The 25910-nt window shown below is 71.4% G+C and carries 28 protein-coding genes and 1 pseudogene; 13 read left to right on the top strand and 16 right to left on the bottom strand.

Annotation, left to right across the window (positions count from 1 at the left end; genetic code table 11):
- Positions 1-3: 3 nt before the first annotated feature.
- From G6W55_RS04380 to G6W55_RS04355, 6 genes are all read right to left on the bottom strand, one after another.
- Positions 4-990 carry a thiopeptide-type bacteriocin biosynthesis protein gene (locus G6W55_RS04380; protein WP_175519426.1) on the bottom strand — a complete coding sequence of 329 codons (987 nt, stop codon included), beginning with the start codon at positions 988-990 and terminating at the stop codon, positions 4-6.
- Positions 972-2204, bottom strand: coding sequence for a lanthionine synthetase C family protein (locus G6W55_RS04375; protein WP_175519425.1), 1233 nt, complete (start codon positions 2202-2204; stop codon positions 972-974). The genes G6W55_RS04380 and G6W55_RS04375 overlap by 19 nt, the downstream gene beginning before the upstream one ends.
- Positions 2201-5266 carry a lantibiotic dehydratase gene (locus G6W55_RS04370; RefSeq protein WP_175519424.1) on the bottom strand — a complete coding sequence of 1022 codons (3066 nt, stop codon included), beginning with the start codon at positions 5264-5266 and terminating at the stop codon, positions 2201-2203. The genes G6W55_RS04375 and G6W55_RS04370 overlap by 4 nt, the downstream gene beginning before the upstream one ends.
- A 91-nt stretch (positions 5267-5357) precedes the next feature.
- Positions 5358-5543: an FxLD family lanthipeptide gene (gene fxlA, locus G6W55_RS04365; RefSeq protein WP_175519423.1), complete on the bottom strand. Its 186-nt coding sequence runs from the start codon at positions 5541-5543 to the stop codon at positions 5358-5360.
- 52 nt (positions 5544-5595) lie between these two features.
- Positions 5596-6831, bottom strand: a complete 1236-nt coding sequence (gene fxlM, locus G6W55_RS04360) for a methyltransferase, FxLD system (protein ID WP_175519422.1) — start codon at positions 6829-6831, stop codon at positions 5596-5598.
- A gap of 158 nt (positions 6832-6989) precedes the next feature.
- Complete coding sequence (locus tag G6W55_RS04355; RefSeq protein ID WP_175519644.1) at positions 6990-7418, bottom strand: ATP-binding protein; 429 nt, start codon at positions 7416-7418, stop codon at positions 6990-6992.
- A gap of 238 nt (positions 7419-7656) precedes the next feature.
- Here G6W55_RS04355 and G6W55_RS04350 point away from each other — a divergent pair, with 238 nt between their 5' ends.
- The 5 genes and pseudogenes from G6W55_RS04350 (at position 7657) to G6W55_RS04330 (ending at position 11368) form a co-directional block, all read left to right on the top strand.
- Complete coding sequence (locus G6W55_RS04350) at positions 7657-8910, top strand: helix-turn-helix transcriptional regulator (RefSeq protein ID WP_175519421.1); 1254 nt, start codon at positions 7657-7659, stop codon at positions 8908-8910.
- Complete coding sequence (locus G6W55_RS04345) at positions 8907-9431, top strand: GNAT family N-acetyltransferase (RefSeq protein WP_309243626.1); 525 nt, start codon at positions 8907-8909, stop codon at positions 9429-9431. Before G6W55_RS04350 ends, G6W55_RS04345 begins: the two co-directional genes overlap by 4 nt.
- Positions 9432-9644: 213 nt before the next feature.
- A pseudogene (locus G6W55_RS04340) lies at positions 9645-9854 on the top strand (hypothetical protein); the annotation flags it as partial.
- 25 nt (positions 9855-9879) lie between these two features.
- Positions 9880-10449: an isochorismatase family cysteine hydrolase gene (locus G6W55_RS04335; RefSeq protein WP_175519419.1), complete on the top strand. Its 570-nt coding sequence runs from the start codon at positions 9880-9882 to the stop codon at positions 10447-10449.
- A gap of 4 nt (positions 10450-10453) precedes the next feature.
- On the top strand, positions 10454-11368 hold the full coding sequence (locus tag G6W55_RS04330) for an FAD-dependent oxidoreductase (RefSeq protein ID WP_175519418.1): 915 nt from the start codon (positions 10454-10456) through the stop codon (positions 11366-11368).
- Between the two features lie 88 nt (positions 11369-11456).
- On the opposite strand, the gene G6W55_RS04325 is transcribed toward G6W55_RS04330, so the two are convergent.
- Entirely contained in the window at positions 11457-13880 is a 2424-nt protein-coding gene (locus tag G6W55_RS04325) for a PQQ-binding-like beta-propeller repeat protein (RefSeq protein ID WP_175519417.1), read from the bottom strand.
- A 245-nt stretch (positions 13881-14125) separates the two neighbouring features.
- Positions 14126-14911 carry a VOC family protein gene (locus G6W55_RS04320; protein WP_175519416.1) on the bottom strand — a complete coding sequence of 262 codons (786 nt, stop codon included), beginning with the start codon at positions 14909-14911 and terminating at the stop codon, positions 14126-14128.
- A gap of 134 nt (positions 14912-15045) precedes the next feature.
- Here G6W55_RS04320 and G6W55_RS04315 point away from each other — a divergent pair, with 134 nt between their 5' ends.
- The gene (locus G6W55_RS04315; protein WP_175519643.1) at positions 15046-15681 is read left to right on the top strand and encodes a TetR family transcriptional regulator; all 636 of its coding nucleotides are present in this window, start codon (positions 15046-15048) and stop codon (positions 15679-15681) included.
- A gap of 144 nt (positions 15682-15825) precedes the next feature.
- On the opposite strand, the gene G6W55_RS04310 is transcribed toward G6W55_RS04315, so the two are convergent.
- Positions 15826-16278 carry an Lrp/AsnC family transcriptional regulator gene (locus G6W55_RS04310; protein WP_030785140.1) on the bottom strand — a complete coding sequence of 151 codons (453 nt, stop codon included), beginning with the start codon at positions 16276-16278 and terminating at the stop codon, positions 15826-15828.
- Between the two features lie 82 nt (positions 16279-16360).
- Between G6W55_RS04310 and G6W55_RS04305 the strand changes: the two genes are divergently transcribed.
- The gene (locus tag G6W55_RS04305) at positions 16361-16975 is read left to right on the top strand and encodes a LysE family translocator (protein WP_175519415.1); all 615 of its coding nucleotides are present in this window, start codon (positions 16361-16363) and stop codon (positions 16973-16975) included.
- 273 nt (positions 16976-17248) lie between these two features.
- Here the strand turns inward: G6W55_RS04305 and G6W55_RS04300 are convergent, their stop codons facing one another.
- Together G6W55_RS04300 and G6W55_RS04295 are read right to left on the bottom strand one after the other, a co-directional pair.
- Positions 17249-17707 carry a nitroreductase family deazaflavin-dependent oxidoreductase gene (locus tag G6W55_RS04300; RefSeq protein ID WP_175519642.1) on the bottom strand — a complete coding sequence of 153 codons (459 nt, stop codon included), beginning with the start codon at positions 17705-17707 and terminating at the stop codon, positions 17249-17251.
- Positions 17708-17814: 107 nt separating this feature from the next.
- Complete coding sequence (locus G6W55_RS04295; protein WP_175519414.1) at positions 17815-18999, bottom strand: acyl-CoA dehydrogenase family protein; 1185 nt, start codon at positions 18997-18999, stop codon at positions 17815-17817.
- Positions 19000-19096: 97 nt separating this feature from the next.
- Between G6W55_RS04295 and G6W55_RS04290 the strand changes: the two genes are divergently transcribed.
- The 3 genes from G6W55_RS04290 to G6W55_RS04280 all read left to right on the top strand — a co-directional run bounded on the left by G6W55_RS04290 (position 19097) and on the right by G6W55_RS04280 (position 22020).
- Positions 19097-20248, top strand: a complete 1152-nt coding sequence (locus G6W55_RS04290; RefSeq protein ID WP_375372426.1) for an acetyl-CoA acetyltransferase — start codon at positions 19097-19099, stop codon at positions 20246-20248.
- Positions 20249-20347: 99 nt separating this feature from the next.
- Entirely contained in the window at positions 20348-21304 is a 957-nt protein-coding gene (locus tag G6W55_RS04285) for an expansin EXLX1 family cellulose-binding protein (protein ID WP_175519412.1), read from the top strand.
- A gap of 50 nt (positions 21305-21354) precedes the next feature.
- Positions 21355-22020 (top strand): pyridoxal 5'-phosphate synthase, encoded by a 666-nt coding sequence (locus G6W55_RS04280; RefSeq protein WP_175519411.1) that lies wholly within the window; start codon positions 21355-21357, stop codon positions 22018-22020.
- 13 nt (positions 22021-22033) lie between these two features.
- Here the strand turns inward: G6W55_RS04280 and G6W55_RS04275 are convergent, their stop codons facing one another.
- The gene (locus G6W55_RS04275; RefSeq protein WP_309243625.1) at positions 22034-22543 is read right to left on the bottom strand and encodes an ATP-binding protein; all 510 of its coding nucleotides are present in this window, start codon (positions 22541-22543) and stop codon (positions 22034-22036) included.
- 265 nt (positions 22544-22808) lie between these two features.
- Here G6W55_RS04275 and G6W55_RS04270 point away from each other — a divergent pair, with 265 nt between their 5' ends.
- The 3 genes from G6W55_RS04270 to G6W55_RS04260 are packed head-to-tail and all read left to right on the top strand — an operon-like array spanning position 22809 to position 24067.
- A complete protein-coding gene (locus tag G6W55_RS04270; RefSeq protein ID WP_175519410.1) occupies positions 22809-23660 on the top strand; it encodes a helix-turn-helix transcriptional regulator in 852 nt (283 codons plus the stop codon).
- Positions 23661-23669: 9 nt separating this feature from the next.
- On the top strand, positions 23670-23861 hold the full coding sequence (locus G6W55_RS04265; protein WP_175519409.1) for a hypothetical protein: 192 nt from the start codon (positions 23670-23672) through the stop codon (positions 23859-23861).
- A 14-nt stretch (positions 23862-23875) separates the two neighbouring features.
- Positions 23876-24067, top strand: coding sequence for a hypothetical protein (locus G6W55_RS04260; protein WP_175519408.1), 192 nt, complete (start codon positions 23876-23878; stop codon positions 24065-24067).
- A 22-nt stretch (positions 24068-24089) separates the two neighbouring features.
- On the opposite strand, the gene G6W55_RS04255 is transcribed toward G6W55_RS04260, so the two are convergent.
- The 4 genes from G6W55_RS04255 to G6W55_RS04240 are packed head-to-tail and all read right to left on the bottom strand — an operon-like array spanning position 24090 to position 25820.
- Complete coding sequence (locus G6W55_RS04255; RefSeq protein ID WP_175519407.1) at positions 24090-24311, bottom strand: hypothetical protein; 222 nt, start codon at positions 24309-24311, stop codon at positions 24090-24092.
- 52 nt (positions 24312-24363) lie between these two features.
- A complete protein-coding gene (locus tag G6W55_RS04250) occupies positions 24364-24939 on the bottom strand; it encodes a GNAT family N-acetyltransferase (protein ID WP_175519406.1) in 576 nt (191 codons plus the stop codon).
- The gene (locus tag G6W55_RS04245; RefSeq protein ID WP_175519405.1) at positions 24936-25352 is read right to left on the bottom strand and encodes a Zn-ribbon domain-containing OB-fold protein; all 417 of its coding nucleotides are present in this window, start codon (positions 25350-25352) and stop codon (positions 24936-24938) included. Before G6W55_RS04245 ends, G6W55_RS04250 begins: the two co-directional genes overlap by 4 nt.
- 21 nt (positions 25353-25373) lie before the next feature.
- Positions 25374-25820 carry a DoxX family membrane protein gene (locus G6W55_RS04240; RefSeq protein WP_175519404.1) on the bottom strand — a complete coding sequence of 149 codons (447 nt, stop codon included), beginning with the start codon at positions 25818-25820 and terminating at the stop codon, positions 25374-25376.
- Positions 25821-25910 lie beyond the last annotated feature (90 nt).

Here is a 25910-nt window from a genome sequence, read left to right as displayed (position 1 = left end):
AAGTCACCCGCGTTCACCGTGCAGGATTGCCGCCCTTGCCGCCCAGGCCAGAATGCTCTGCCCCCGCACGGACAGCCCGAGGCGGTTCCAGTGGAAGAGCACGTGGTAGCTGAGCACCTGCCTCAGACCGCGGTCGAGCGTACCCGTCTCGACCGCCCGGCCGAGTTCCTGGCCGGTGGCCCGGAAGGCGGCGGCCCACGCGGAGACGGGCTCCAGCGGACCGCCGGAGTGCAACAGGGCGTCGCTGTCGGCGAAGAGCAGAGGACGGATCTCCTGGGCGCGAGCGCGAAGGAGATCTGCCGGAACATCGCCGACGGCCGACCGGTGTTCGTCCGTGATGACGCGGTGCCAGACATCCCCCTGCTCGTACCACTCCAGTCCGGCGGCGCGCATCATGATCGTGCAGAGGAGCACGGACAGCTCTCGTGGCCCCACGGCCAGGTCATCGCGCTGCCGTAGTTGCTGCGCTTCTCGACTGTCGGCGATGAACAGCCCGTGCGCGGCCGCCATTGCGGCCGGACCCCCGAACGCGGCCGTCTCTGGCTCGTAGACGCCCGGCCACCACTGGTGCAGATGTCCTTCCGAGACGAGGCGGTCGAAGCCGTCGCCGATGGCCACCTTGGTTCCGGTCGCGGATCGCAGACGAAGACGCAGGCGCCAGCACGGGTGCTTGCGGGTGTACCACCAGCCGTCGATGGTCCGGGCAGCCTCTGCCTCCCGCAGCACGGGGAGCACGTACGCGGTGAAGCTGGTGTCGGCGTTCGACCAGTCGGTGAAGCGGAGGTACGCCTGCCACCAGTCGGGCGTGGCGGCGTGGCGGGCCAGGGCTTCCCGGCCGGCACGGTCGTACACCGTCACGGCGTCGGACAGGGTCGTCGGGTCCATGCGGTACCGAGCTGCGGCCTCGGCGATGGGCAGGCCGGTGAGGGCTGTGATGACCGCACGCTGAATCGGGCTGGGTTCCGTCTGGATCAGTTGATCAGGAGACATGCGTCCCATCCGGTGCTCGGGGCCTGCTGTGAGGCGTAGGTGGAGAGGGCGAGCGCGGTGCCGGTGTCACCGTTGATCAGCCCTGGCGTCGGGAGGCCGCCGGGCCGGGCGTGTGCGGTGAGCGTGTCTCCGAGCCGTCCGGGAAGGGTCCGAAGGCGGGGGTCGAGGGCATCGGCGGCGGCGCGGACGGCGGTCTGGTAGATGCCCGCCCAGCCGTGGCACAGGCCGGTGTCGGTGATATGGGCGAGTTGTTCTGGATCGGTCAGGGCGCGGTACAGGGCGTCCTCGTAGAGCGTCTGAAGGTCGTGGGCGCGCAGTGCGATCCCAGCGAGTTGCCCAGCCCGTGCGATGCCCGTCGCCCCGTAGCACCAGCTCGGCCGGGCTGGGGCGCCGTGGTGAGGGAGTCCGCGGTCGAGGTCACGGCGCGAGATGTGCTCCGGCCACCAGGGGCCGGAAGGGCCGGGGCGGCGCCATGCGTCGAGGTGTTCGCAGATGGTCCACATGGCGTCGCGGTGGCCGCCGACGGTGATGCCTCGGCGCATGGCCTGAGCCAGGAGGAGAAGCGGGCCGGTGACGCCGTGTGCGGCACCGAAGTTGCCGTGGCCTCCGGGGAATTGGGGGGATTCGCCGCGGGTGGGATCGTGGCGGACCCACCAGCCTGGCAGACCTCGACCGCCGGGGGCGAGCGGGCGGGTCAGGACGACGAGGTACCGAAGGACCCGTTCGAGTGCGGGCCCTTCGGGATCGGTGCGCAGTAGGTACGCACCGATGCCGGTGAGGCCGTAGAAGAGGTCGTACTCGCCGAACGTGGGGAGGTCCCGCCTGCGGACGCGGCTGAGCGCGGCGTCGACGCGACGATGGGCGAGGTCGGTGATGTGCCGGTGGAGGATCTTGCGCGCCGAATCGTAGAGATGCTGGAAGGGTGGCGGGACGGTGCTGAGGAGGAAGCCGACAGCGGGGGCGCCCAGGTACAGCCCCGCGGTGTCGGCCGCGTTGATGTGCCCACTGGCTGCGGCGGTGATCCACCGGTGTGCGAGGCGCCAGGAGCTGCCATGCCGGCCGGCCGTCTCGACGTGCAGCAGGCTGATCCCTGCGGCACCGTCGGCGAGGGACTGCACCGTCCAGGGCTCGTCCGCGGGTGACGGCGACGGTTCGGCCAGGTGAGCGGCGTACTGCTCCAGGGTCGCCGTGGCAGTGGCGGTCGGCGCGTTCATCGGCTCGCCATCCTGTGCTGGAGGGCCGCGGTCCGTACCAGCCGGAGCGTTGTGGCTTCGCCGCGTGGGTGGACGCCCAGCGCCCGGACGTGGTGCTGGTGCAGCAGGGACCGGGCGACGCCGAGCGGATCGCGCTCCGCTGCCAGGGTGTTCCGGTAGGTGTCCAGCACTGCCGCACGGGACTGCCACGCTTCGGTGACCAGGGAGCCACCGGGAAGAGCCGCGAGAACCGAAATGCCTTCAGGTGCAGCGAGTTGGATCACCTGGCTGAGCAGGGACCGGTCCAGCCGACCGTTGCCCTGGGGAAGGTTGCGCACCAGCCACTCTTCGGCCTCACGCACGCTCGGGGCGAGGTGGGCCACGAGGTTCAGGGCGCCGGCCGCCGCGAGTGCCTGGGGTGCCAGGGTGTCGGTGCGCTCGGCAAGCCGGATCTGCGCGAGAACGGCGACGGAGTCCGCCGCGAAGACCTCGTGCGCGGCGGTCATTGCCTTTCCGTGGCCGAAGCGCCCGGTCTGCGGCTGATAGGTGGCCAGGGACAGTCCGGACACCATGCCGAGGGCGCGCAGGGTGTCCGCCCAGGTGCGAACGTGTTCGGCTGCGGTCGCGTACGCGCTCTGTGGCAGGTGCAGCGTGATGTCGAGGTGCTGATCGGCGTCCGGGCGGGCCATCTCCCGATGCCGGGTGAACCACCACATCGGTGGGCTGTTGCCAAATGCGGCGAGCAGGCGGGGCAGATACCGGCTCAGGATCTCGTCGTAGCGTCGCGGGTGGGCGTGAAGCCGCGCGTGAAGGATGTCGCCGCCGCCGGGCAGATGCCGGCCCGTGGTGACTGGTGTGGCGGGGCGTGGTCGGGGCACGTCGGTGCTCTCGGTTCGAGGGCGGCCGAGGGACACCCACACTTCGTGCGCCCGCCCGATCCAGCCATGGGCGTCACCGTCCGCAACCTCACGCAACTCCAGGCGCCGGGAGTTCTCCAGGTGGGTCCGAAGCACCCGGCGGTGGACCGGGTGGGACAGGTCCAGCGGGAGGCGCTGGTCGTACTCGATCACGGCGATCTGCTCAGGAACGCGCAGCCGGTCACGCCAGGCGTCGAAGACGGACTCCCACTGCTCCGTCGTGACCTTGCGACCGGGCAGTTCTTCAGCCATCAGCAGCCATCGGGCCTGAGCGAGGGTGGTACGGCGATAGGGCACTCGCGGCAGGAAGGGGAGGCGGGCACCGGCGCCGAAGTCGAACGGCTTGTAGGCCGCGTACCGAGCAGTTGCCACCTCGGCAAGGAAGCGGGCCAGTGGCGGGGTCTGGGTCCCGCCTTCCAGAGCGTGCAGGACCCGTACGGCGATGCGTCGGCCGGTGGAGAACTGCACGAGGTGGAAGCTACGGGAGTCAGCGGTGACGGCGATGTCGGTGAGCTGGATCGCCGTCTCGTCCGCCTCCCGGTGGCCGGACAGCTCGATGACGTTCGGCAGCAACTGCTGTGTACGGGTGACGTTCTCGCTCCGGCGGCGGCGCGGCGGGAACACGAGCTGTGCGGGAAGGACATCGGGGCCGCCGCGGTAGGTGGCGGCGAGAGCGTCCTGTTGTTCGGGCGGCAGGACGTGGGCAAACCGGCCGGCCATGCTGCTGCCGGGCCGAGGAACCGCGGTCAACAGCACGTCGAAGATGCCTCGGGCCAAAGCCTCGGTGCTGGGGGCGTGGACTTCGAAGGCGGCCTCCACCCGGGGCGCCAACAGCCGCTCGTCCCGTCCGGCTGCCCTCTCCAGGGCGTCGACCGTCGCGTCGGTCAGCAGGAGTTCGTCGCGCCCTTCCAAGAGGACCTGTTGTACCAGGGCCAGCAGCAGTTCGTCACGGTCGGTGAGCGGCTTGGGCGCGGCATCGCGTTCGGAGCCGAGGTACCCGGCGGGAAGACCGAGACCACTGTCGGCGACCAGGTCCATCACCGGCACGAGGGCGCCGACGCCGTACCGGGCCCGGAACCGGCGGTGATAGTCGCGCCAATGCTGATACCCGTAAGGCTGCGCCGTGGTGCGGTACAGGGCTGTGACGGCTGCTTGGACTTCGGCGATGACGGCACGAGGGATCTGCACTTCGCAGTCGAGGGCCGTGTCGATGAGCAGCGGTGTCGACGTCACGGAGGTGAGGGCACGCATCCGCGCTGTGAGCGTACTCACGTCGGCTCTGGAGGGCGTGGGCCCGCGTAAGGACGCGTCATCGCGCACCACGTACAGCGTGCGCACCAGGTCCCGCACGTCCGGGATGCCGTCCGCGTGATGCCGGTCCAACTCTCGGCACAGGTGCTGGAAGGCGTCCACAGTGGTCATGGGCGCCCACAGGCTGGTGATGAGGAACTGCTGCTCGATCAGGCCCACGAGGAGGGCGTCCACCTCCTCCATGGTTGCCAGGGGAAAGCTGCCGCGCAGGTGCGCGTGAAGGTCGGCGTAGGAGATGGGGGCGCGGGCCGCAGCCATCGCGGCGGCCACCGGCCGGGCGTTGCGGACGGAGGTCTCGACCGGCGCCATGAGGTGGGTGTGGCCGTCGGAGGGCAGTCCCGGCGCCACCAGCCGGTCACCACGTACGTGAGCGGCGTTGTTGGCGATGAGCGGCAGCCGCTTCAGCAGTTCGGGGCTGCGCTGGAGGCGAAGGATCACGTCGGTGACCCACTCGGCGTCCGGCCGGACCGTCACGCGGTGCTTGTCTCGCCATCGCACGCTCGGCAGCGGTCCGACGGTCACGGGGACGGTGCCTGCGAACAGTCCCAGCGGAGTCGGGCGGTGCTGCCACCGCAGAAGGTAGGAAACCGTCGACAGCGCGGTGCGGCGAACGCGCCGGGGGTCGGTCTGCCGACCGCGGACGACGGCCTCGATGGCCTGGGAGAGAACGGGGGTGGCCAGCTCCAGCGCACCGCGGAAGTCGTCGCGCTGCCAGACGCGGCTCAGCCATCCACAGGTCATGGCCACGTCGTCCAGGTCGAGTTCACGGGGTACGTCCGCCGGTTCGGCGCTGGTCGTGGCGCGCAACATCGCGGCGCCCTGCCACTGGTAGTTGGCAACTGCTCGGGAAGCCATGCGGCCCTTCCTTCAGGCGACGCGTGGGAAGAGGGACACGGCCGGTGGGCCGGATGCGGTGCTTCGGCCCACCGGCCAGGGGTGCCCCGGGTCAGGCCGGGTCCTCCACGAAGGAGTTGCAGGCGGAGGAACCGGTCGCGCAGGTGGTGCCGCAACCGTCGCCCGTGGTGCACATGAGCTTGCCGTGCGGGTACTCCGCGACGACGACCTTCACGTCCAGAGGCGCGAAGTCGTCATCGTCCAGGCTCGGCGGCGGGGTGAGAGTGGCGCTCGTCATGATGGTGACCTTCCTTGTCTGCGGGTGGTGCGGGACGGCCTGACTCTTGGCGTCACGCCGAGGGCCAGGAGAGCGAGATCCGGCTGTGCACCTTGTCGATGACCCGATCCGCCCGGATCCGGTCGCCGGGGGTGCCGGCCGGATAGACCCGGATGACCGGACCGGGGCCGCCGCGGCGGTTGGTCTCCCAGTCGCGCAACACGCCGGCGACCTGGTCGGCGAGCTGCTTCGCGTTCGGACCGAGCGCGTGCACGCCGTACTCGACGTGCTTGTCGTCCTCGGTGCGGCGGGTGACGAGGTAGGCGAAGGAGTCGTCCTCGACGGCGGCGAGAGCGAACCTCTTGTTCGACGGAGCGACCAGGCCGGTGTCCAGGTCGTCGTCGACGGCCATCACGCAGAAGCCCGGCAGGCTGATCGCCATCGTCATCTGGAGTGTGTCGAGGAGTTCCCGCAGCGCGACGGTGACACCGGTCCACATCTCGTGGCGCGGTGTCGTGACGGCGTTGTCCAGCCTGTGCGGGTCGGTCGGCAGACCGTCGTCGAACCGCAGCCCGATCTCCGGGGTGCCGTTGACGAGCAGGAGTTCCTCCCGGTGGGCGGTCGAGCCTTGCATCGGCACGAAGCCGCAGATCAGCGCCGACTCACTCTCCAAGTGGTGGCCGTGCTCGCCCGTGACCTGGGTGAAGGAGACCGATCGGGTCAGGCCCCGCATCCGCAGCGGCACCACGAGCCGGCCGCCGGTCTTGAGCTGCGCGGTCCAGGCCGGGGCGATGTCCCAGGCCCCGGCGGTCACCATGACGACGTCGACCTCACCGAGATCCGGGATGGGATCGGCTGCGTCGGCGGTGACGACGCGCACGGTGTCGTACCCGTGGGCGTCCAGGAGCCGCCGAGCGCGACTGGTGACACCGGGGTCGATGTCCACCGTGACGACCTCGCCGTCCTCACCGACGAGTTCGGCGAGGTAGGCCGCGTTCAGCCCGCCCGAGCCGATCTCCAGCACGCGCATCCCAGGTCGCAGCCTGGCCTGCTCCAGCATCATGGCCTGGATCTGCGGGGCGGAGACGGAGCTGAGCTGCACGCCGTGCTCGTCCGTCTTGGTGATCATGGCGGCGTACGGGTCGTACGCCTTCGCCAGCGGTGTGTCGGGAGTGAACTCGTGGCGGGGCACCTTGCGCATCGCCGCTTCGATCTCCGGGGAGGAGATCGTGCCGTCCGCGCACAACTCGTCCACCACCGTGTTCCGCAGGCGGGCCGCCTCGTCCGGTTCGACGGTCGTGTTCGTCATGAGATTCCTTCGGTCGTATGTGTCAGAGGGAAAGGCCGACCGGCAGCAGCGGGCCGGAAGGCTGTCAGCGGTCGTGCCGGACGGCCGTCCGGACTGGGGGCTGTCCACATCGAGGAGTGGTGGCTCCTGCGCTGGGCGCCCGTCGGCCCCGGACGTACTCACCGGGCTCCCCCCGTCGGGATCTTGATCTCAGCCCAGGTGACCTTGCCGTCGGGGTGCGCGTCGTAGCCCCAACACGCGCTCAGGGCATCGACCAGACTCAGCCCCCGGCCGCATTCGGCGTCGTCAGCGGCCTTCCCCAAACGCGGTGCGGACTGGGACCTGTCGGTGACTTCGATGCGCACGGAGCCGTCGCCGCGGCGCTCGACGGCGACCTCGGTCAGGTCTGTCCCGGTGTGGTCGACAACGTTCGTCAGCAGTTCCGAGACGATGGCCTCACCGCAGTCGGAAAGGTCGCCTTCCATGCCCCAACCGGTCAGAACTCCAGTGACGAAGGCGCGGGCACGACCCACGGACTCGGGGACGCACGGCAGTTCCGCGCTGCTGCGACCGGGGGCGCCGGTCGCATCGGTACTTGCGGCAGTCATGGTCACGAGGTCTCTTCCTCCGGCGTGGGGTACCCGGCTCTGGCAGGGGAAGCAGAGCCGGGCTTTCCTCCGTGCCGTCGTGCAGGAACCCGCTCGACGGCTGATGACCAGTCAACGAGCTGAGGGTGGAAGGCAACAGGAACAGGTTCGGTTTCGTGCAAGCCCACCACCGGAAGACTTTGCGTTCGCATTACCCGACGCCTGGGCGGCAGAGTGACGGCAGCGCTACGTTCGATACATGGGAGCGAATCTCATCCTTCAAAGCCGGATTGATCAACTCGGCCTGACACAGGACGAGTTGGCCGCTCGACTCAACAAGGCACTACTGGAGATCACCGGTAGGCCGGGGGAAATGTCGGCGCGGACGGTCCGCAATCTGCTCAACGGGTCGAGTCGGCGTCCAATCGGACGTACTTGCGCGGCACTTGAGCATGTGTTCGGCTGCCCCGTGACGGACTTAGGGTTCAGCGCACCCAGCTCCATGCAACACCCCCCGGAGGATCCCGTGCGGCGTCGCGCCTTCATCGTCTCCACCACCGGATCGGCGGTCGGGGCCGTCCCGGTCGTCCAACAGCGCCGGTCGGTGGGTATGGCTGATGTGGTCCGAGCCGCAGCGGGCATGAACAAACTCGTTGAGGCGGACGACCGCCAAGGCGGGCGCGCTTCGTTGGCGACGGCCGCTCTCACAGGCCGGGCCAGGGTTCTGGAGCTCCAGCAACGGAACGCAGGCGAGCGGGTGCGCCGGGCCCTTTACGCCCTCGCAGCCGAATACACCACCATCGCGGCGTGGGCGTGCATCGATCTACGGGACCTGGACGCGGCACGGATGCACCTGCACGAGTCGACCACGTTCGCCGGCCTGTCTCAGGACCCTGCCACGGGAATGCGCGTCTGGATCAACATGGCGATGCTGGCCTACCAACGGAAGAACGGGCCGGAGCAACTCGCCGCGGCGCAGGCCGCCACCGCGTCCCGGGCCGCTCGCAGGGACCCCTTCTTCGGCTCCATGGGCCGCGTCCGCCTCGCCCTTGCCCACTCGTCGTTGGGGGACCCGCAAGCCGCCAAAAGGGCTGTCGGTGCGGCACAGGAAACCCTCGGAAAGGCGGCTGAGGACGAGCGCCCCCGGTGGACCGCTTTCTACGGGGCTGCCGAACTCAACCACCTCGCGGCCATCATCCTGAACCACAACGGCGAGTCCGTCGACGCCGAGGCCATGGCGCATCGCGCGCTGGCCAGGATCCCGGCGGAGTTCCGCCGCAACCGCGCCCTGGCCACATGTCAGCTCGCGCTCGCGCAGCTCCGGCAGGGAGAGCCGGAGCAGGCCACGACAACCGCCGCCACCGTCTTCGCGATCATGGACGGCGCTCCACTGCCTGGACGGATGCGCACGCTGATCGGAGACTTCCACCGCGACCTGTTCCGGCTGGCGCCGTCCACGGCGTACGCCCGGGACTGGGCAGACCGTATGCGAGATGAATGGAGTCGAGCGTGACCAGGGTGATCGACCTGCGGCACTACGGCGAGGGAGGACTCCCCGAGGGTTTCAGGCAGATGCTGATCGATGTGCACGCCGACTCCTACGCCGACGCGATGGACGACGAGTTCAACCAGCGGTTTCCCTGGTTCGTCGATCACTGGTCGGGGATGGACGGCTTCACCTGTGTCGTGGCCTTCGACGGGGACGAGCCGACCGGCTTCGCGTACGGTGCCCCGCTTCAGCCGGGCCGCGAATGGTGGCGCTCCACCGGGTTCGAGCCGGACGGCGGCCGCGCCGCGACCTATGCCGTCTCGGAGGTGATGGTGCGCCCGGGGTGGCGGAAGCAAGGCATCTCGGAGCGTCTGCACGAGGCCCTGTTGAAGGAACGCGGTGAGGATCTCGCGGTGCTGCTGGTCGACGTGACTCACCCGAAGGTCCAGGAGCTGTACGAGTCATGGGGCTACGAAAAGGTGGGCGAGCAGCGGCCGTTCGCCGACTCACCGCTGTATGCCGTCATGGTGAAGAAGCTGGTCTGACGCCATCCGTTCCCCGGGCTCACCGGGACCTTGTCGGCCGGGTTTCGGTGGGGCGCGGGGCTCCTTAAAGAACTGGGGAAAGAACTCCCGCCCACCCACCCTCCCTGGTCGCGAGGGGCGCGTCACCCGTCCGGGTGACTGGCTTGCAGGTGCGGGATGCGGGCGGTTACGTGAGCACCCAACCGTGCACAGCCGCTGATGCACCGTCCAGCCATGCAAGCGACGGCCGAGGACGGCCAAGACCCCTCCATGCCCGAGCAGTACGGCTGGCGCTTCCTGCGAGCCGCCTACTCCCGGCTCACCACCGCCCGGGCCCAGGAGACCGCGCAGCACGTCCTGATGCGGGAGGCCATCATGAAGACCAGCGGACTGGCCGAGCGGCTGCGCGCCGCACAGGACGCGCTGCGCGAGAGCGTCGGCTGAGAACACGGGGCAGGAGAGACAGCGGATGGACATCGGCAGCGCCGCGCTGGTCGTGATCGACATGCAGAACGGCTTCGTGAACCACCACAGCCGTCACGCTGTTCCTGTGGTCTCCGACCTGGTCGGCACGTGGTCCGCTGCCGGCCGACCCGTGATCTTCACCCGGTACTTCAATTACCCGGACAGCCCCTACGAGCGCTTCTTCCAGTGGCACCGGCTCCAGGAAGCGCCCGAGACCGACATCGTCACCGAGCTCGCCGAGGCTGCCGCCCACGCACACGCGGTCGTCGACAAGACCGGGTACACGCTTTTCACGGCCGAGGCCACTGAACTGGTCCGCCGGGCCGGCTGGACCGACCTCGTCTTCTGCGGGATCGCCACGGAGAGCTGTGTCCTGAAGTCCGCCGCCGACGCCTTCGAGCACGGCTACGTGCCCTGGATCGTCACCGACGCCTGCGCCAGCGACGCGGGCCCGGACGTCCACGACGCCGGCCTCATCGTCGCCCGTCGTCTGATCGGAACAGGCCAACTCGTCGCCACCGAGCACGTGATGGGTCAACTCGCCGCGTACGCCGGAGCACCGGTGCTGGAATAGGCCCATGGCCGACACGCTGTACGACACCGACCTGATCATCATCGGCGGCGGCCCGGCCGGCTGCGCCGCCGCCCGCATGGCCGCCAGCGTCGGCATGCGCTCGATCCTGGTCGAGCCGGACCGGCTGTGCCGCAACCTCTACCGGATTCCGGCCCTGAACAATGTCCTCGGCGGCTACACCGGCGGCGCCGAACTGGCCGACTCCATCGTCGCGGAGTTGAAGGACACGGAGCTGTGCCGCCTCGAACTCGGCCGACACGTCACCGAGCTCCGCGCCGACGACGACCGCGTGACCATCACGGTGGACACCGGCGCCCGTCTCACCGCTCCGCACGCCATCGTCGCCACCGGAGTCGGTCCCCTCCAGCCCCGCGACGTCACGTGGATCACCGCCCCCGACGGCCTGACCCTGCCCCCGCTCTGGCAGGCCGAGGCGGACGACGCCGAAGGCCGCACTCTCCTCGTCCTCGGCGGCGACCGCCCGATCGGTACCTTCCTGCGCGCCCATCCGACCACCGACACGCGTCTACTCGTGGCGTACCCGGCGGCCGACGCGTACAAGGTCGAAGAGATCCGCGAGGACCCCCGAGTCTCGCTCTTCCCCGTCGAGCATCTGACGTTGGATCTGACGGAAGGCACTTCGGTGTCAGCGGAAGTGGTGGGTCACGACGGCGTACGGCAGATGATCACGGCGGGTGCCGCCTACCTCAGTATCGGGAACGCACCGACCTCCCCGTCCGGCGACCTGACCCGTGGCGTGGACGGATACTGCCCGCCCGCGGACCAGCACCCTCGCGTCATCGTGGCCGGCGACCTCCGCTCCGCCCGCTTCCAACGGATCATGACCGCCCTGGGGTCCGGCAGCGAGGCCGCGCTGCATGCCTACTACGCGGCCCGGGAACTGCTGGCCAAGGACTGAAGACCCGCACCAGCACGCACCAGCGCGCTCCAGCGGCAGCCGCGGGCACCCGCCGGCCGTCCCGGTGAGGGACGGCCCCGGTCCCCGGTCAAGCCGTACGCGCCGTCCCCGTCCCCTTCTCCGCGTCCAGGGCGTATACGCAGCGGTCCTTGCTGCATGCGTAGACCACGCCGTCTCGGACGACCGGGGAGCCGGTGATCTCGCCGCCGGTGGCGAGTTTCCAGCGGAGGCGGCCGTCGTCGGCCTTGAGGGTGTAGAGGAGGTGGTCGGAGGAGCCGAAGTGGATGCGGCCCTCCGCGACCGCCGGGGCGCCGACGATGTCGCCGCCCGCCTGGAAGCGCCACTTGGGTGTGCCGGTGACCGCGTCCAGGGTGTAGAGGCCCTTGCCGCTGCCGACGTGGACGTGGCCCGCCGCGACCAGCACCGGGTCGATGGAGGAGCGGGCCTCGGTGGCGATGCGCCAGCGGTCGCGGCCGTCGCCCGCGTCGAGGGCGTACACCGTGCCGAGGTAGTCGGCGAGGTACACGCCGCCGCCGGTGACCGCGGGGCCGGGGACGAAGGTGGGCGGGGAGAGGAAGACCGCCGGGGCCTCGAAGTGCCAGCGCACCCGGCCGCTCGTGACGTCCACGGCGAGCACCCGGGTGCCGGCCGTGAGGTAGACGTGGCCGTCGGGGGCGGGCGTGACCCGGACCGGGACGCCGCCGCAGGAGGCCGCGTCGCCGATGGGGTACGCCCAGCGCTCGTCGCCGGTACGGGCGTCCAGCGCCCGCAGCCGGGCGTCCTGCCACACGAAGACGGTGCCGTCGTGCAGGGCGGGGCCCGCCTCCGGGGACTCGAAGTCGGTCTGGCAGCCGGTGAGTTCCCACAGCTTCTGCCCCGTGGACGCCTCCCACGCCTGGACGCCGCCGCCGCGGGTGCCGGTGACGACCGTGCCCCGCTCGGCCTTGAGGGAGTACACCCACGCGTCCGTCTGGAGCCGCCACAGGTCACCGCCCTCGCGGGCCTCCAGGGCGAAGAGGGTCGGGCCGTCGGAGGCGTGCACCCTGCCGTCGGCGACCGCCATCGACCAGGCCACGTCCCGCGTCTTGAAACGGCGCCTGCCGGTCGCCACGTCCAGGGCGTGCACCTCGAAGGAGGTGACGTAGACGAGGTCGCCCGCGACCGCCGGGGTGCCCCACACGTCGTTGGACATACGGAACCGCCACGGGCGCCAGCCCGCCGGGGTCTCCGGGGCCGGCGGCAGGGCCGGGGCCCCGTGCGGCGCGGGCAGGGCGGTGTCGGCGCCGTTGACGCCGGGGCGGATCCGGGTCCAGGAGGCGACTAGGCCAGGCTCGGGCACCGGCGCCTTGACGGCGGCCGTGGCGCGGACGTCGGCGACGCGCGGGCCGGGCCCGATCGGCACGGCCGCGCCGGCCAGCAGCACCGGGCCGGTGTCCGGGGAGCCGACCGCGACCGGCGCGGGCAGCGCCGGCACCGGGGGCACGGGCGGAGCCGGCACCACCGGATCGTGCACCGGGGGCGGGGGTACGGCGGGACGGGCCATGCCTACTCCACCGCCGCCACCGCCGCCACCGCCCACGCTGCGCGGAGTCGTCGGTGCCGGTCTCACCGGCCGGAGGCCACCGCGGCGGGTCTCGATGAGCGTGACGGCCTTCTCGGGCAGCCACGCCGACGCCGTACCGCTGTCGTCGGAGCCGGAGCCGAAGAGGTGCGGGGCGAGCTGGGCCTGGAGGTCGGCCGGGTTGGGGCGGGCCGTCGCCTCCATCTGCATACAGGACTCGATCAGCGGCCGCAGCTCGTCCGGGAGGCCCTCCAGGTCCGGGCCCTCGCGCAGCAGCATGAACACCGTCTCGACCGGGTTCGCGCCGCGGTACGGGGGGTGACCGGTGGCGGCGAACACGAGCATCGAGCCGAGCGAGAAGACATCGCTCGCGCCGGTGACACTGCGCGAGTCCTTGGCCTGCTCGGGGGACATGTAGGCGGGCGTACCGACGGCGACGTTCGTCATCGTCAAACGCGTGTTCGAAACGCCGGACGCGATACCGAAGTCGATCACCCGGGGGCCGTCCTCGACGACGAGGACGTTCGACGGCTTGAGGTCACGGTGGACGAGGCCCGCGCCGTGGATCGACTGGAGCGCCTCCGCGACCCCGGCCGCCAGCCAGCGCACCGCCTGGGCCGGCATCGGCCCGCACTCGTTCACTATCTCCTCGAGGGAGGGCGCGGGGACGTAGGCCGTGGCCAGCCAGGGCACCGCGGCGCGCGGATCGGCGTCGACGACCGCGGCCGTGTAGAAGCCGGAGACCGCCCGCGCCGCCTCCACCTCGCGCGTGAAGCGCACGCGGAAGAGCTGGTCCTCGGCCAGCTCGGTGCGGACGGTCTTGATCGCCACGCGCCGGCCGGACGCGGAGCGCGCCAGATAGACCAGCCCCATGCCGCCGGCCCCCAGCCGTCCCAGCACCTCGAACGGACCGATCCGCCGCGGATCGTGCTGCGTAAGCTGATCCACCACTTGCCTGCCACCTCCCCGTACGGGCCCTGTCACCCACTTGTGTACACGGCCCCGTGCAGCGTCTCACCACCGCACCGCCATGGCGGCACGCGCACCCTGATTCTTCCTAACCGGGCGGCCGGTTGCGAACCCGGGGGCAATCGGGGTGTCTCATCTCATATGCGGGCAAGATGTGGGCAAGACGCGGGCACGCACGGCCACCGCGCGGGTCTCCCGCGGTCGATCGTGTACGTTCCGTGCGCCGCTCAGCGCTGGAGCAGCGCGAACGACGCCCCCTGATTGTCCGTGACGACGGCCACCGTGCCGTACGAAGCGTCGAACGGTTCCGCCTGGACGCGCCCGCCGAGCCGGTTCACGGCGCCGACGGCGGCCGCGCAGTCCTCGACGCCGAAGTGCACCAGGAAGTGCGGCGGCATGAACTCCGCGAAGACGTCCCCTACGGGCGCCCGCCCGAAGTCGGGCTCTGCGCCGGGTCCGAAGAGGGCGTCGTGGAAGAGATGGCCGTAGAAGGTGTTCGCGGCGGCGGTGTCCCGGGCGTAGAGCTGGGCCCAGGCGAAGGAGCCGGGGGTGTGCCGCAGGCCGAAGCCGGGGTGGCCGCCGGGCGGCGCGGCGGCCTGCCAGAGGCCGAAGACGGCGCCCTCGGGGTCGGAGGCGAGGGCGGCGGTGCCCGCGCCGTCCACCGGGTAGGGGTCCATCACCACCTGTCCGCCGGCGTCCCGGATCCGCCGTACGGTCGCCTGGGCGTCCGGGGTCGCGAAGTACACCGTCCAGACGGTGGGCATCCTGCCGTCCGTCTTGGGGGCGAGCCCGGCGACGACCGCGCCGTCCAGCCGGGCCCATACGGCACCGCCGGAGCCACCCGGTCCCCCGGCGCTGCCGTACGCGTCCTCGAACGTCCACCCGAACAGCTCACCGTAGAACCGCCTGCCCGCGTCCACGTCGGGGAGCTGCGCGTCCACCCAGCAGGGGACGCCCTCGGGGTATCCCTGCGGGGATCCCCCTGTGTACACCGATGCCCTGTTTTCGGCCATGCTGCCAAACTAACGGCGCACTCCGCGGCCCGCAGACCAGGCACACCCGCCTCCGCACCCTCGCGCACCCCATTTGCAGTCGGCCGAATCGCGCTCCGATCACCCCTCGGTAAGCTGACGGCATGACAGGACAAGTGCGTACCGTCGACGGCCGCGTGGCCGGTCGGCGCGGGCAGGCGACGCGGCAGAAGCTGCTGGACTGCCTCAGCGAGATGCTCAGCTCTTCTCCGTACCGCGACGTCAAGGTCATCGACGTCGCCCGGAAGGCGGGCACTTCGCCCGCGACCTTCTACCAGTACTTCCCGGACGTCGAGGGCGCCGTCCTGGAGATCGCCGACCAAATGGCCGCCGAGGGCGCCGGGTTGACCGAGGTGCTGGAGGGCCGTTCCTGGGTCGGCAAGGCGGGCTGGCAGACGGCGCAGGAACTCGTGGACGGATTCCTGGAGTTCTGGAAGAGGAACGACGCGATCCTGCGCGTCGTCGATCTCGGCGCGGCCGAGGGCGACAAGCGTTTCTACAAGCTCCGCATGAAGATCCTGAACTCGGTGAACAACTCCCTCGCGGACGCCGTCACGGAGTTGCAGTCCAAGGGCAAGGTCGACAAGGACGTGAACCCGGCCGCGATCGCCGGTTCGCTGGTCGCGATGCTCGCGGCGGTCGCCTCGCACCAGAAGGGCTTCCAGTCGTGGGGCGTCAAGCAGGCTGAACTGAAGCCGAATCTGGCCCTGTTGGTGTATCTGGGCATCACGGGCAAGAAGCCGACGAAGTAGGCGAAGCGGCGAATCAGCCGAAGCAGCCGAAGCAGTCCAAGCAGGCGATCGAGCAGCCTGCGGCGCCAAGTCCTGTCTGGCGGGCGGTGGTTCACCGGGTGGACCACCGCCCGCGCCGCTGCGCGGGGCCCGCGCGGGAGGCGCTCACGCGGGCAGCGGCCGGTCCTTCACCACGTGCTTCATCACCAGCGTGGACGTCAGCCGCTGCACCCCCGGCAGGGTCGCGAGCCGTTCGTCGTACAGCCGTTGGAAGGCCGCGAGGTCGGCGGTGGCCACCCGCAGCAGATAGTCGGGCTCCCCGAAGAGCCGCTGGGCGTCCAGGACGTGTTCCACCTCGCCGACCGCCCGTTCGAACTCCACGACCGTGTCCCGGTCCTCCTGCCGCATGGACACGAAGACCAGCGCCTCGAAGGCCAGCCCGACGGCCGTCGGCTCCACCATCGCCCGGTAGCCGCTGATCGCCCCGGACCGCTCCAGCTCGCGCAGCCGCCGGTGGCACGGCGAGACGCTGAGGCGCACCCGCGCGGCCAGCTCGGTCACGGTCAGCCGCCCGTCCTGCTGAAGCTCGGCAAGAATCTTCCGGTCCACGTCGTCCATGAGGGAAATCTTCCCCCACCGTCCCGCATTTCGGGAAAACATCGGGAACACTTTCGGCCGCATCGCGCCTAATGTCCCCCTCATGGACTCCGCCACCCTGCTCTCCTTCCTCGCCCTCGATCTGCTGCTGGTCTGCGTACCGGGCGCCGACTGGGCGTATGTGATCTCCGCCGGGCTGCGCGGCCGCTCGGTGGGCGCGGCGGTGACGGGGCTGGTCAGCGGTTACGCCCTGCACACGGCACTGGCGGCGGCCGGGCTCGCGGTGCTGGTGGCCGGTTCCCCGGCGCTGCTCACGGCGCTGACGGTGGCGGGGTCGGCGTATCTGGTGTGGCTGGGGTGGAGCGTGCTGCGGCGGCCCGGGGTGCCGGGGGCGGGCGAGACGGTCACGGAGGGCGGGGCGCGGGTGTTCCTGCGGGGCGCCACGATCAGCGGCCTGAACCCCAAGGGGCTGCTGCTCTACCTCTCCGTCCTGCCGCAGTTCCTCACCCCGGGCGAGGGCCACCTGCCGGTCGCCGCGCAGACCGCCGCGCTCGGCCTGCTGCACATGGCGTGCTGCGCGGCCGTCTACCTCACGGTGGGCGTCCTGGCCCGCACCCTCCTCGGCGCCCGCCCGACGGCGGCCCGTGCGGTGACCCGCACGTCGGGCGCGGCGATGCTGGCCATCGGGGCGTTCCTGCTGGTCCAGCGGGCGTTCTGAGGCACGGGGGCAGTCCCGACGGCCGCCGGGCGGCCCCGGCGGTCACGGGCCGGCCCCGGCGGCCTCCGCAGTCGCCGCTCGGCCTCGGCAGCCGCGCCGCGCAGTCCTGGCGAACGCCACCAAGCCCCGGCGGTCACCGGCCTCGGCAGTCGCCACTCAGCCCCGGCGGTCGCCGACCAGCCCCCGCTGTCGCCACCGCGACGCTGGGCATCGGAGCCGGACTGCTGATCCAGCGGGCGTTCCGAGACGCCGGACCGCCCACCCCGGCGGTCGTCACTCACCCCGCCGTTCCAGCCGGAACACCCGGATCTCCCGCTCCACCCGGGCCTGGTACGTGGCGTACGGCGGCCAGAACCGCAGCAGGTCCTGCCATACGGCCGCCCGCTCCTCGCCCGTCAGCAGCCGGGCCGTGACCGGGACGTCCGTGCCCTTCCAGTTGATGTCGGCGTCGGGGTGGGCCAGGAGGTTGGTGGTCCAGGCGGGGTGGCCGGGGCGCCCGAAGTTGGAGCCGACCAGGGTCCAGGCGAGGCCGTCGGGCGTGGGCATGCAGGCCAGCGGGGTGCGCCGGGGCAGGCCGCTGCGGGCGCCGGTGGAGGTGAGGATCACGCCCGGCAGCATCAGGGCGCTGAGCAGCAGCTTCCCCCGGGTGAGCCGGTGGACGGCGCGGTCGAGGGCCGGGACGACATGCGGGGCGACCTTCGCGAAGCCCCGGGTCGAGGAGACCTTCCGCACCGCGCGGACGGCGAGGGCGGCGCGAACACCGGCGCCGGCACCGCCGTCGGCACCACCTCTGACACCGGGACCGCCGCCACCATCTCCGACCCCGCCTCCGACGCCGGTCACACCGCCACCTCCGCCCCGGAGAAGAGCCCCGCCTCGTCGGCCGCGTGGGCGCGCAGCCGGTGCACCGGCCCGAAGAGCAGGTCGTCGCCCGCCGCGCGCTTGAAGTACAGATGCGCCTCGTGCTCCCAGGTGAAGCCGATGCCGCCGTGCACCTGGATCGCCTCCCCCGCGGCGGTCCGCAGCGCCTGGAGCGCCTGGGCGAGCGCGAGCCCGCCGGCCCGTTCCCCGTGCCCTGCCGCCCAGGCCGCGTAGTAGGCGGCGGAGCGGGCCGCCTGGAGCGCCACGTACACATCGGCGAGCCGGTGCTGGACGGCCTGGAAGGACCCGATCGCCCGCCCGAACTGCTCCCGCTGACCCGCGTACTCCACCGTCCGCTCCAGCGCCCGTCCGGCGGCCCCGACGGCCTCGCAGGCGAGGACGGCGGCGGCGGAGTTCCCGGCCGCCGCGAGCGCCCCGGTGACGTCCCCGTCCTCCCCGCCCAGCGGTTCGGCCGGCACGTCACGGAGCTGGACGCGCCCCTGCGGCCGGGTCGCGTCCAGAGCGGTCTGCCGTACCCGGACGAGCCCGGGGGCGTCCCCCGGCACCAGGAACAGCAGCACCCGGGACCGTACGAACCCGCCGGTGTGCGCGGCGACGACCAGCAGCCCGGCGCTGTGCCCGTCGAGCACCTGGGCCGCCTCCCCGTACAGCCGCCAGCCGTCCCCGGTCCGGCGTGCCTGGATGCCGCCGGCCCGTCCGTCCCCGGCCCAGGCGCCGTCGTTCGCGCAGGTCAGGGCGAGGGCGGTGGTGAGCCGTGGGGCCGGGACGGCGAGCGCGGCGGTCAGTGTGCCGTCGGCCAGCCGGGGCAGCAGGGCGGTGCGCTGGGCGTCGGTGCCGAGGGCGAGGATGAGCGGCGCGGCGAGGACGGACGTGGCGAGGAACGGGGAGGGGGCGAGGGCCCGCCCCAGCTCCTCCGCGGCGAGGGCGAGGTCCGTGACCGGGCAGCCGACCCCGCCGTACGCCTCCGGCAGGGCGAGCCCGGGCAGGCCCAACTGGTCGGCGAGGACGGTCCACAGGGCACGGTCGTGTCCGGCGGGGGTGTCGACGGCGGCGCGCAGTTCCTCGAAGCCGCAGCGTTTGTGGAGGAGTTCGCGCAGCGTGCGGCGGATCTCGTCCTGTTCGGCGGTGAAGCTGGGGTCCATGGCACTTCCCTCCGCATCTGACGGTCCGTCATATTAGGAGCCCGGCAACGAGATGCACAGAGGGAGGTGACCGTCGTTGGTCTCAGGAAACCGACGCGTGGCCGTGGTCGGCGTGGCCCTCTCCGACTGCGGCCGGGTGGACGACGCGACCGCGTACGCCCTGCACGCCCAGGCGGCCCGCCGCGCGCTGGCGGACGCGGGCCTCGACCGGTCCCGGGTGGACGGCTTCGCCTCCGCGGGGCTCGGCACCCTGGCCCCCGTGGAAGTGGCCGACTACCTGGGGCTCCGCCCCACCTGGGTGGACTCCACCTCGGTCGGCGGCGCGACCTGGGAGGTGATGGCGGCCCACGCGACCGACGCGATCGCGGCGGGGCACGCGAACGCCGTCCTGCTGGTCTACGGCTCCACGGCCCGCGCCGACATCCGGGCGGGCCGGCGCACGGGCACGTTCGCGTTCGGCGGGGGCGGCCCGCTCCAGTTCGAGGTGCCGTACGGCCATACGCTCGTCGCCAAGTACGCGATGGCCGCCCGCCGCCACATGCTGCGATTCGGCACGACGATCGAGCAGTTGGCGCAGATCGCGGTCCAGGCGCGGGCGAACGCCGCCCTGAACCCGGAGGCGATGTTCCGCGATCCGGTGACGGTGGACGACGTGCTGTCCGGCCCGATGATCGCCGACCCCTTCACCAAGCTGCACTGCTGTCTGCGCTCCGACGGCGGCGCCGCGGTCCTGCTGGCGGCCGAGGAGTACGTACGGGACTGCCGTACCGCGCCCGTGTGGGTGCTCGGCACCGGCGAGCACGTGTCGCACGCGAGCCTGTCGGAGTGGGAGGACTTCACGGTGTCACCGGCGGCGGTCAGCGGGCGGCTGGCGTTCGCACGGGCCGGGGTGCGGACGGACGAGATGGACTTCGCGGAGATCTACGACGCGTTCACCTACATGACGCTGGTGACGCTGGAGGACCTCGGCTTCTGCGCCAAGGGCGAGGGCGGGGCGTTCGTGGAGAAGGGACGGCTCCTGGTGGCGGACGGGGAGCTGCCGGTGAACACGGACGGCGGCGGCCTCTCGGCCCAACACCCGGGAATGCGGGGCCTGTTCCTCCTCGTGGAGGCGGTACGGCAACTGCGCGGCGAGGCCGGGGAACGACAGGTGCGGCGCCCGGACGGCCAACTGCCGCGGCTGGGGGTGGCGTCGGGGACGGGAGGGTGGTTCTGCTCTTCGGGGACGGTGGTGTTGGGGCGGGAGTGAGGGTCGGCCCGCGGGGGGGGTGGGCCCGTGGGGGGTGGGCCGCGTAACGTTCGCCACGTTCGGCACACGTGGGCCCCTGAACCACGTAAGGATGCCCCCGTGCCCTCCGCCCCGCACCGCCGCCACCGCGCCCGCCCCGAGCGGCGTACCGCCCGCGCCTCGGTCGTCTCCGTGACGGCCCTGGCCGCCGTGGCGCTCGTCGTGTCCCTGGTCGTGGCCTTCCGCCCCGACGGGGGCTCCGGCGAGCCGGCCGCCGCCCCCGCGGCGAGCGCGAAGGCGAGCGCCTCGCCGTCGGTCTCCGCCGAGCCGTCCTCGGCGTCACCGAGCCCGACGGCCGGGAAGAAGAAGGAGAGCGCCTCCCCGAAGCCGACCCCTTCCGTCCCCTCCCCCTCCACCTCCGCGCGGCCCGCGCCCCGCACCCCGGCGGCGACCGGCTCCCTCGCGGGCCGGATCCGTCCCGGTGCCACCTATCGGGGCGTGGCGACCTCGTACGACATCGGGGACGGCGACGGCGCCTGTTCCTTCGGTCCGTCCTCGGACGTGATGACCGCGGCGATGAACACGGCGGACTACGAGACGTCGAAGGCGTGCGGGGCGTATGTGCAGGTGCGGGCGGGCGGGAAGTCGATCACGGTCCGGATCACCAACGAGTGCCCGGCGCCCTGTGTGGCGGGTCAACTGGACCTCAGCCGCCAGGCGTTCGCGAAACTGGCCCCGCTCTCGGCGGGCCGTATCACGGTCGACTGGAGTCTGCTGAGCCCGGCGACCTCGGACACGGTCTCGATCCGCTACAAGACGGGCTCCAGCCGGTACTGGTGCGGGATCCAGGCGCTCGGCCACCGCAATCCGCTGGCCCGTCTGGAGGTGCGTACCGGCGACGGCTCGTGGCTCAGCCTGCCGCGCGCGGAGTACAACTACTTCCTCTCCGAGCAGGGCACCGGCTGCGGGGGCACGATCCGGCTCACGGACATCTACGGCGAACGGCTGACGGTGGAGGGGCTCGCGGTGCGGGCGGAGGCGGTGCAGGGGACGGGGGGGCAGTTCGCGCGCCGCTGACGCGGAGCGGGGGGCGTGGTGAGGCGGCCGGACACCCGGATACTCGATCCATGACCAGGGATCTTGATGAACTGCTGCGATCGCTCCGGGTGTGGGCGCCCGGCGTAACCGAACTGCGGCCCTTCGACCCGGCGTCGGCCCCCGGCTCCCCGCTGGCCCTCTTCACGGAGTGGTTCGCGCAGGCGGTGGCGGCGGGTGAGCGTGAGCCGCACACCATGACCCTCGCGACGGCGGACGCGGACGGGATGCCGGACGCGCGGATCGTGATGCTGCACGGTGCCGACGCCGACGGCTGGTCCTTCGCGACGCACGCCACGAGCCGCAAGGGCCGGCAGCTCGACGCCCGCCGGTACGCGGCGCTGACCTTCTACTGGCCGGTGCTCGGCCGCCAGGTCCGGCTGCGGGGCCCGGTCTCGATCGCCCCCGCCCGGGCGGCCCAGGCCGATCTGCACGCGCGCTCGACGGGGGCGCTGGCCGCGGCGCTGACCGGGCGCCAGAGCGAGCCCCTGGCCTCCCTGGAGGAGCTGGCGTCCGTCTCCGACGCGGCCTGGCGCGAGGCCCGGGCGGACCCTACGGCGGAGTCGCCGACGTGGACGCTGTACCACCTCCACCCCGAGGAGGCGGAGTTCTTCCAGGGCGACGAACGGCGGCGGCATGTGCGGGTGACGTACCGCAGGGAGGGTGAGGGCTGGGTCCGGGGCCTGCTGTGGCCGTGAGACACCGGGGGTCTCAGACCTCGCCGCCTCTGAGATAGCCGACGGCCCCCGCCCGCGGCAGAACGGCCCACATCCGGGTGCCCCCGCCCGGTTCACGGGCCCCGCCGATGCCCCAGTCGCCCCGGCAGGCCCGGACGACCTCGTCCAGGAGCCGCAGGGTGGCCCGCCGGTTCAGCACGCAGAGGGCGCCGAGGCGGGCGTGGGTGTGACGGGGGTGCCCGTCGTACACGGTCACCCGGAGGGCGGCGTCGCGGTACCGCAGCGACACGTACATCTCCTTGGTGAGGGAGAGACGGTAGGCGCAGGTGGTCAGCTCACTCACCACCTGCACGACCGGCTCGGCCACGTCGTCCAGCCGGTGCGCGCGGAGGACGGTACGGGTGGTGGCCCGGGCGACACCGGGACTACGGGGCGCCGCCGGAAGGGTGAAGCTGTAGCAGAGATCCTCGGGCCGACTGGCGACGAACGGGACGTCACCCTTGGCCGAGACCGGCGACAAGCAGGACACGACGTCGAGATGCACGGCAACTCCCTTTCCTCACGGGGGGTTTCTCCCGGTGGCCTGTCTCCCTGCCACACGCCCACCCCTCCCAGGGAAGGAGAAGCGGAGCGGACGTGCGTGATGCGCTTCCGGGCGAATCCGGGACGACTCCGTGGTCGTCCTGTTACAGACAGTAGAAGAAGTCGGTGGCACATTGCCACTCATTCGCCAGAATTACCACTTCCGTGGTGGACCGGACCCGCCCGGAACGGCAGACTGGCGCCGCGACCATTGGAGGAAGTGACACATGCCGCCACGGGCAACCCCCAGCGAACGTCAGAAGCGCCTGGGTGCCGAACTGCGGAAGATGCGCCTCGCGGCGCAGGTGAGCACGGAGTACGCGGCGGGGCTGCTGGGCATCGACCGGGCGAAGATCTCCAACATCGAGGCCGGCGTCCGGGTCATCTCACCAGAACGTCTGCGGACCCTGGCCTGCAACTACGACTGCCACGACCACGCGTACGTCGATGCGCTGGCCGACATGGCGGCCCCGAGTCCCCGGGCCTGGTGGGACTCGTACCGGGGTCAACTCCCCGCCCCGCTCATGGACATCGCGGAACTGGAATGGCACGCCCGGCGGGTCAGGGCCGGTCTGGCGATGCACGTACCCGGACTGCTCCAGACCGATGCCTACGCCCGCACCCTGTTCGCGGCCGCGCTTCCGCCGCTCTCCCGGGCCGAGGTGGAGCTGCGTGTGGCCCTGCGGCTGCAACGCCAGCAGGTGCTGCATCGCGAGGACCCGATCGGATACGTCGGCTACGTCCATGAGGCGGCGCTGCGCGTGGAGTTCGGCGGCGCCAAGGTCATGCGGGCCCAGCTCGATCAGCTCTGCGAGCTGTCCGAGAGCGAGAACATCGACGTACGGGTCATCCCCTTCCGTGCCGGAGCCTTCCCCGGCGCCGGACAGGCCGTGATCTACGCGGAGGGCCCGGTGCCTCAACTCGACACCGTGGAACTGGACTCGGCGCACGGTCCCGAGTTCCTGCACGGACAGTCCCAGCTCGACAAGTACCGCTCGCACCTGGACTGGATGGAGTCGGCGTCCTTGTCCCCGGCCGACTCCCGTGACTTCATGCACCGCATCGCAGGCGACCTCTGAGGAGCCCTCATGAACCAGATCACCTGGGAAGACCCCTACTGCGCCGAGGGCGCGAACTGCTTCCGCATAGGCACCGACCCGGCAGGCAACGCCTACATAGCCGTCACCGGCCAGGAAGACACCCCCCTCACCGACACCCAAGAAGCCCTCCGCGCCTTCATCCTCAACATCAAGGCAGGCAAAGCCGACCACCTGCTGTGAACGAGGAGCCCTCCATGAATCACATCACCTGGGAAGAGCCCTACTGCGGCGAAGGCAACAACTGCTTCCGCATAGGCACGGACACCGCAGGCAACGCCTACATAGCCGTCGCCGGCCAGGAAGGCACCCCCCTCACCGACACCCAAGAAGCTCTCCGCGCTCTCATCCTCAACATCAAGGCAGGAAAGGCCGACCATCTCCTGTGAACGGCAGGGCTCGCAAGAGCCGTTACTCCTGACCTGCATCCCTGGTCAGCGCTGCCAATAGCTCGGGGTCGGCGTGGATCTCCGCCGTGTGCTGCCAGGCGATGAGGAGTTGGGCGATGGACGCGTCCTTGTCGGCGGAGTCCGGCGCCCCCAACGCGTCGGTGAGTTCGGCGGTGAAGACCTGGACGTCGGCCTCGGGCAGGAAGCGGACCCACGGGAAGGTGGCAGGGTTCTCTGAGGGCATGGTGTCGAAAGTACGTCGGCAGCCACCGCCTTCGCCGCGGCCAGCACCACGCTCACCCGAATGAGCGCCCCACCTCCGGCTCCCCATCCGTAGACAAGCGGGCGTGGAGGTGGACGTCTCGGTATGCGTCGCGGCGGTTGGACTCCCACATCGCGCCTCGTAGTGTGCCCTCGGGGAGGTAGCCGCAGTGTTGCGCTGTGCGGCAGGACGCCTCGTGGCCCAGGGCGTGGCCGAGTTCCAGGCGGTGGAGGGCGAGGTCGGTGAAGGCCCAGTGGGACGCGAGGAGGAGGGCGCGGGTGGCGACGCGGCGGCCGCGGGCCTCCGGGAGGACCCAGTAGCCGACCCGGGCCACGCTGATCACCCGGTCGATCGCGTGGACGCCGATCTGGCCGAGCACAGCCCCGTCGCGGGCGTCCGTGACGCAGAAGGTCATGCCCGTGCCGGCGGTCATGTCCGCCGCCCTCGCCTCCAGCGCGGCCCGCGCACCCGCGAGGTCGGTGATCGTCCGCAACGGCGTGTTCCAGCGCCGGAACTCCTCGTCGACGTGCCCGCGCAGCCACGCGTCCACGTCACCGGGGTCCTCCGGGTCCCAGGGGCGAAGCAGCAGGTCATGGCCGTGGAGAATCATCCCGTCATTGAAACACCCGGCCCACACGCCGGACCGAACACCGGTACCCCCTCCCGGAACCGCACCTCCAGCACCATCCCCACCCGCGGCTCACGCACATCCACCACCTCCGTCGACATCCGCGGCCCCTCCGCGAGGTCGACCACGGCGGCGACGTACGGCGTGCGCTCCCCGAAGGGCGGCAGGTCGTTGCGGTGGACGACGGACCAGGTGTAGAGCGTGGCCCGGCCGCTGGCGTTCTCCCAGGTCACGGACTCGCTCCAGCAGTACGGGCAGAACTCCCGCGGATAGTGGTGGGCCCGCCCGCAGTCCCCGCAGCGCCGGATCAGCAGCCGGCCCTCCGCCGCCGCGTCCCAGTACGCGCGCGTGAAGGCGTCCGCCTCGGGAAGGTCGTACCGCCGCGTCTCGGCCATCGTCACCACCGCCCTCCCCGGTCAGAACCATCCCAGCGCACTGTCCACCGACCACGTCTGCCACGCCATCCCGCCCAGGCCGACGAGCGAGATCAGCGCCATCATCCCGTTCTGCCCCTGCTCGGCCCAGTCATGGATCATGAGGACGAGATAGATCAGGTTGAGGAGCAGTCCGGCCGCCAGGGCGATCGGTGTGAGGAAGCCGAGGACCAGCCCAAGCCCGAGGGCCAGTTCGGCGTAGATCACGACGTACGCCATCACGCGCGGCCGCGGCCGTACGACCACGTCGAAACCCGAACGGACCGCGTTCCAGCGGTGCTTGGCCGCGATCTCCGCCGCCCAGGCGATACCGCCGCCCTCGAACCAGCTCCGCCGGTCCTTGTGCCGCCAGCTCTCCAGCCACCACAGCCCGAGCCCGATCCGCAGGACGGCCAGCCATTCCGCACCCGTGAGCCAGATAGCGTCCATGGATCTGACGGTACGTCAGATCCAGCACACCGGGAAGCCCCGCCTTCACGACCGGGTGAAGTACGTCACCGGTCCCACCCACCACTCCCC

Origin of the sequence: Streptomyces sp. CAI-85 (assembly GCF_013363615.1) — a bacterium.
GTDB classification, from domain to species: domain Bacteria; phylum Actinomycetota; class Actinomycetes; order Streptomycetales; family Streptomycetaceae; genus Streptomyces; species Streptomyces antibioticus_B.
Note: the sequence above shows the minus strand (reverse complement) of the source record. Positions and strands in the feature narration are given on the sequence as shown.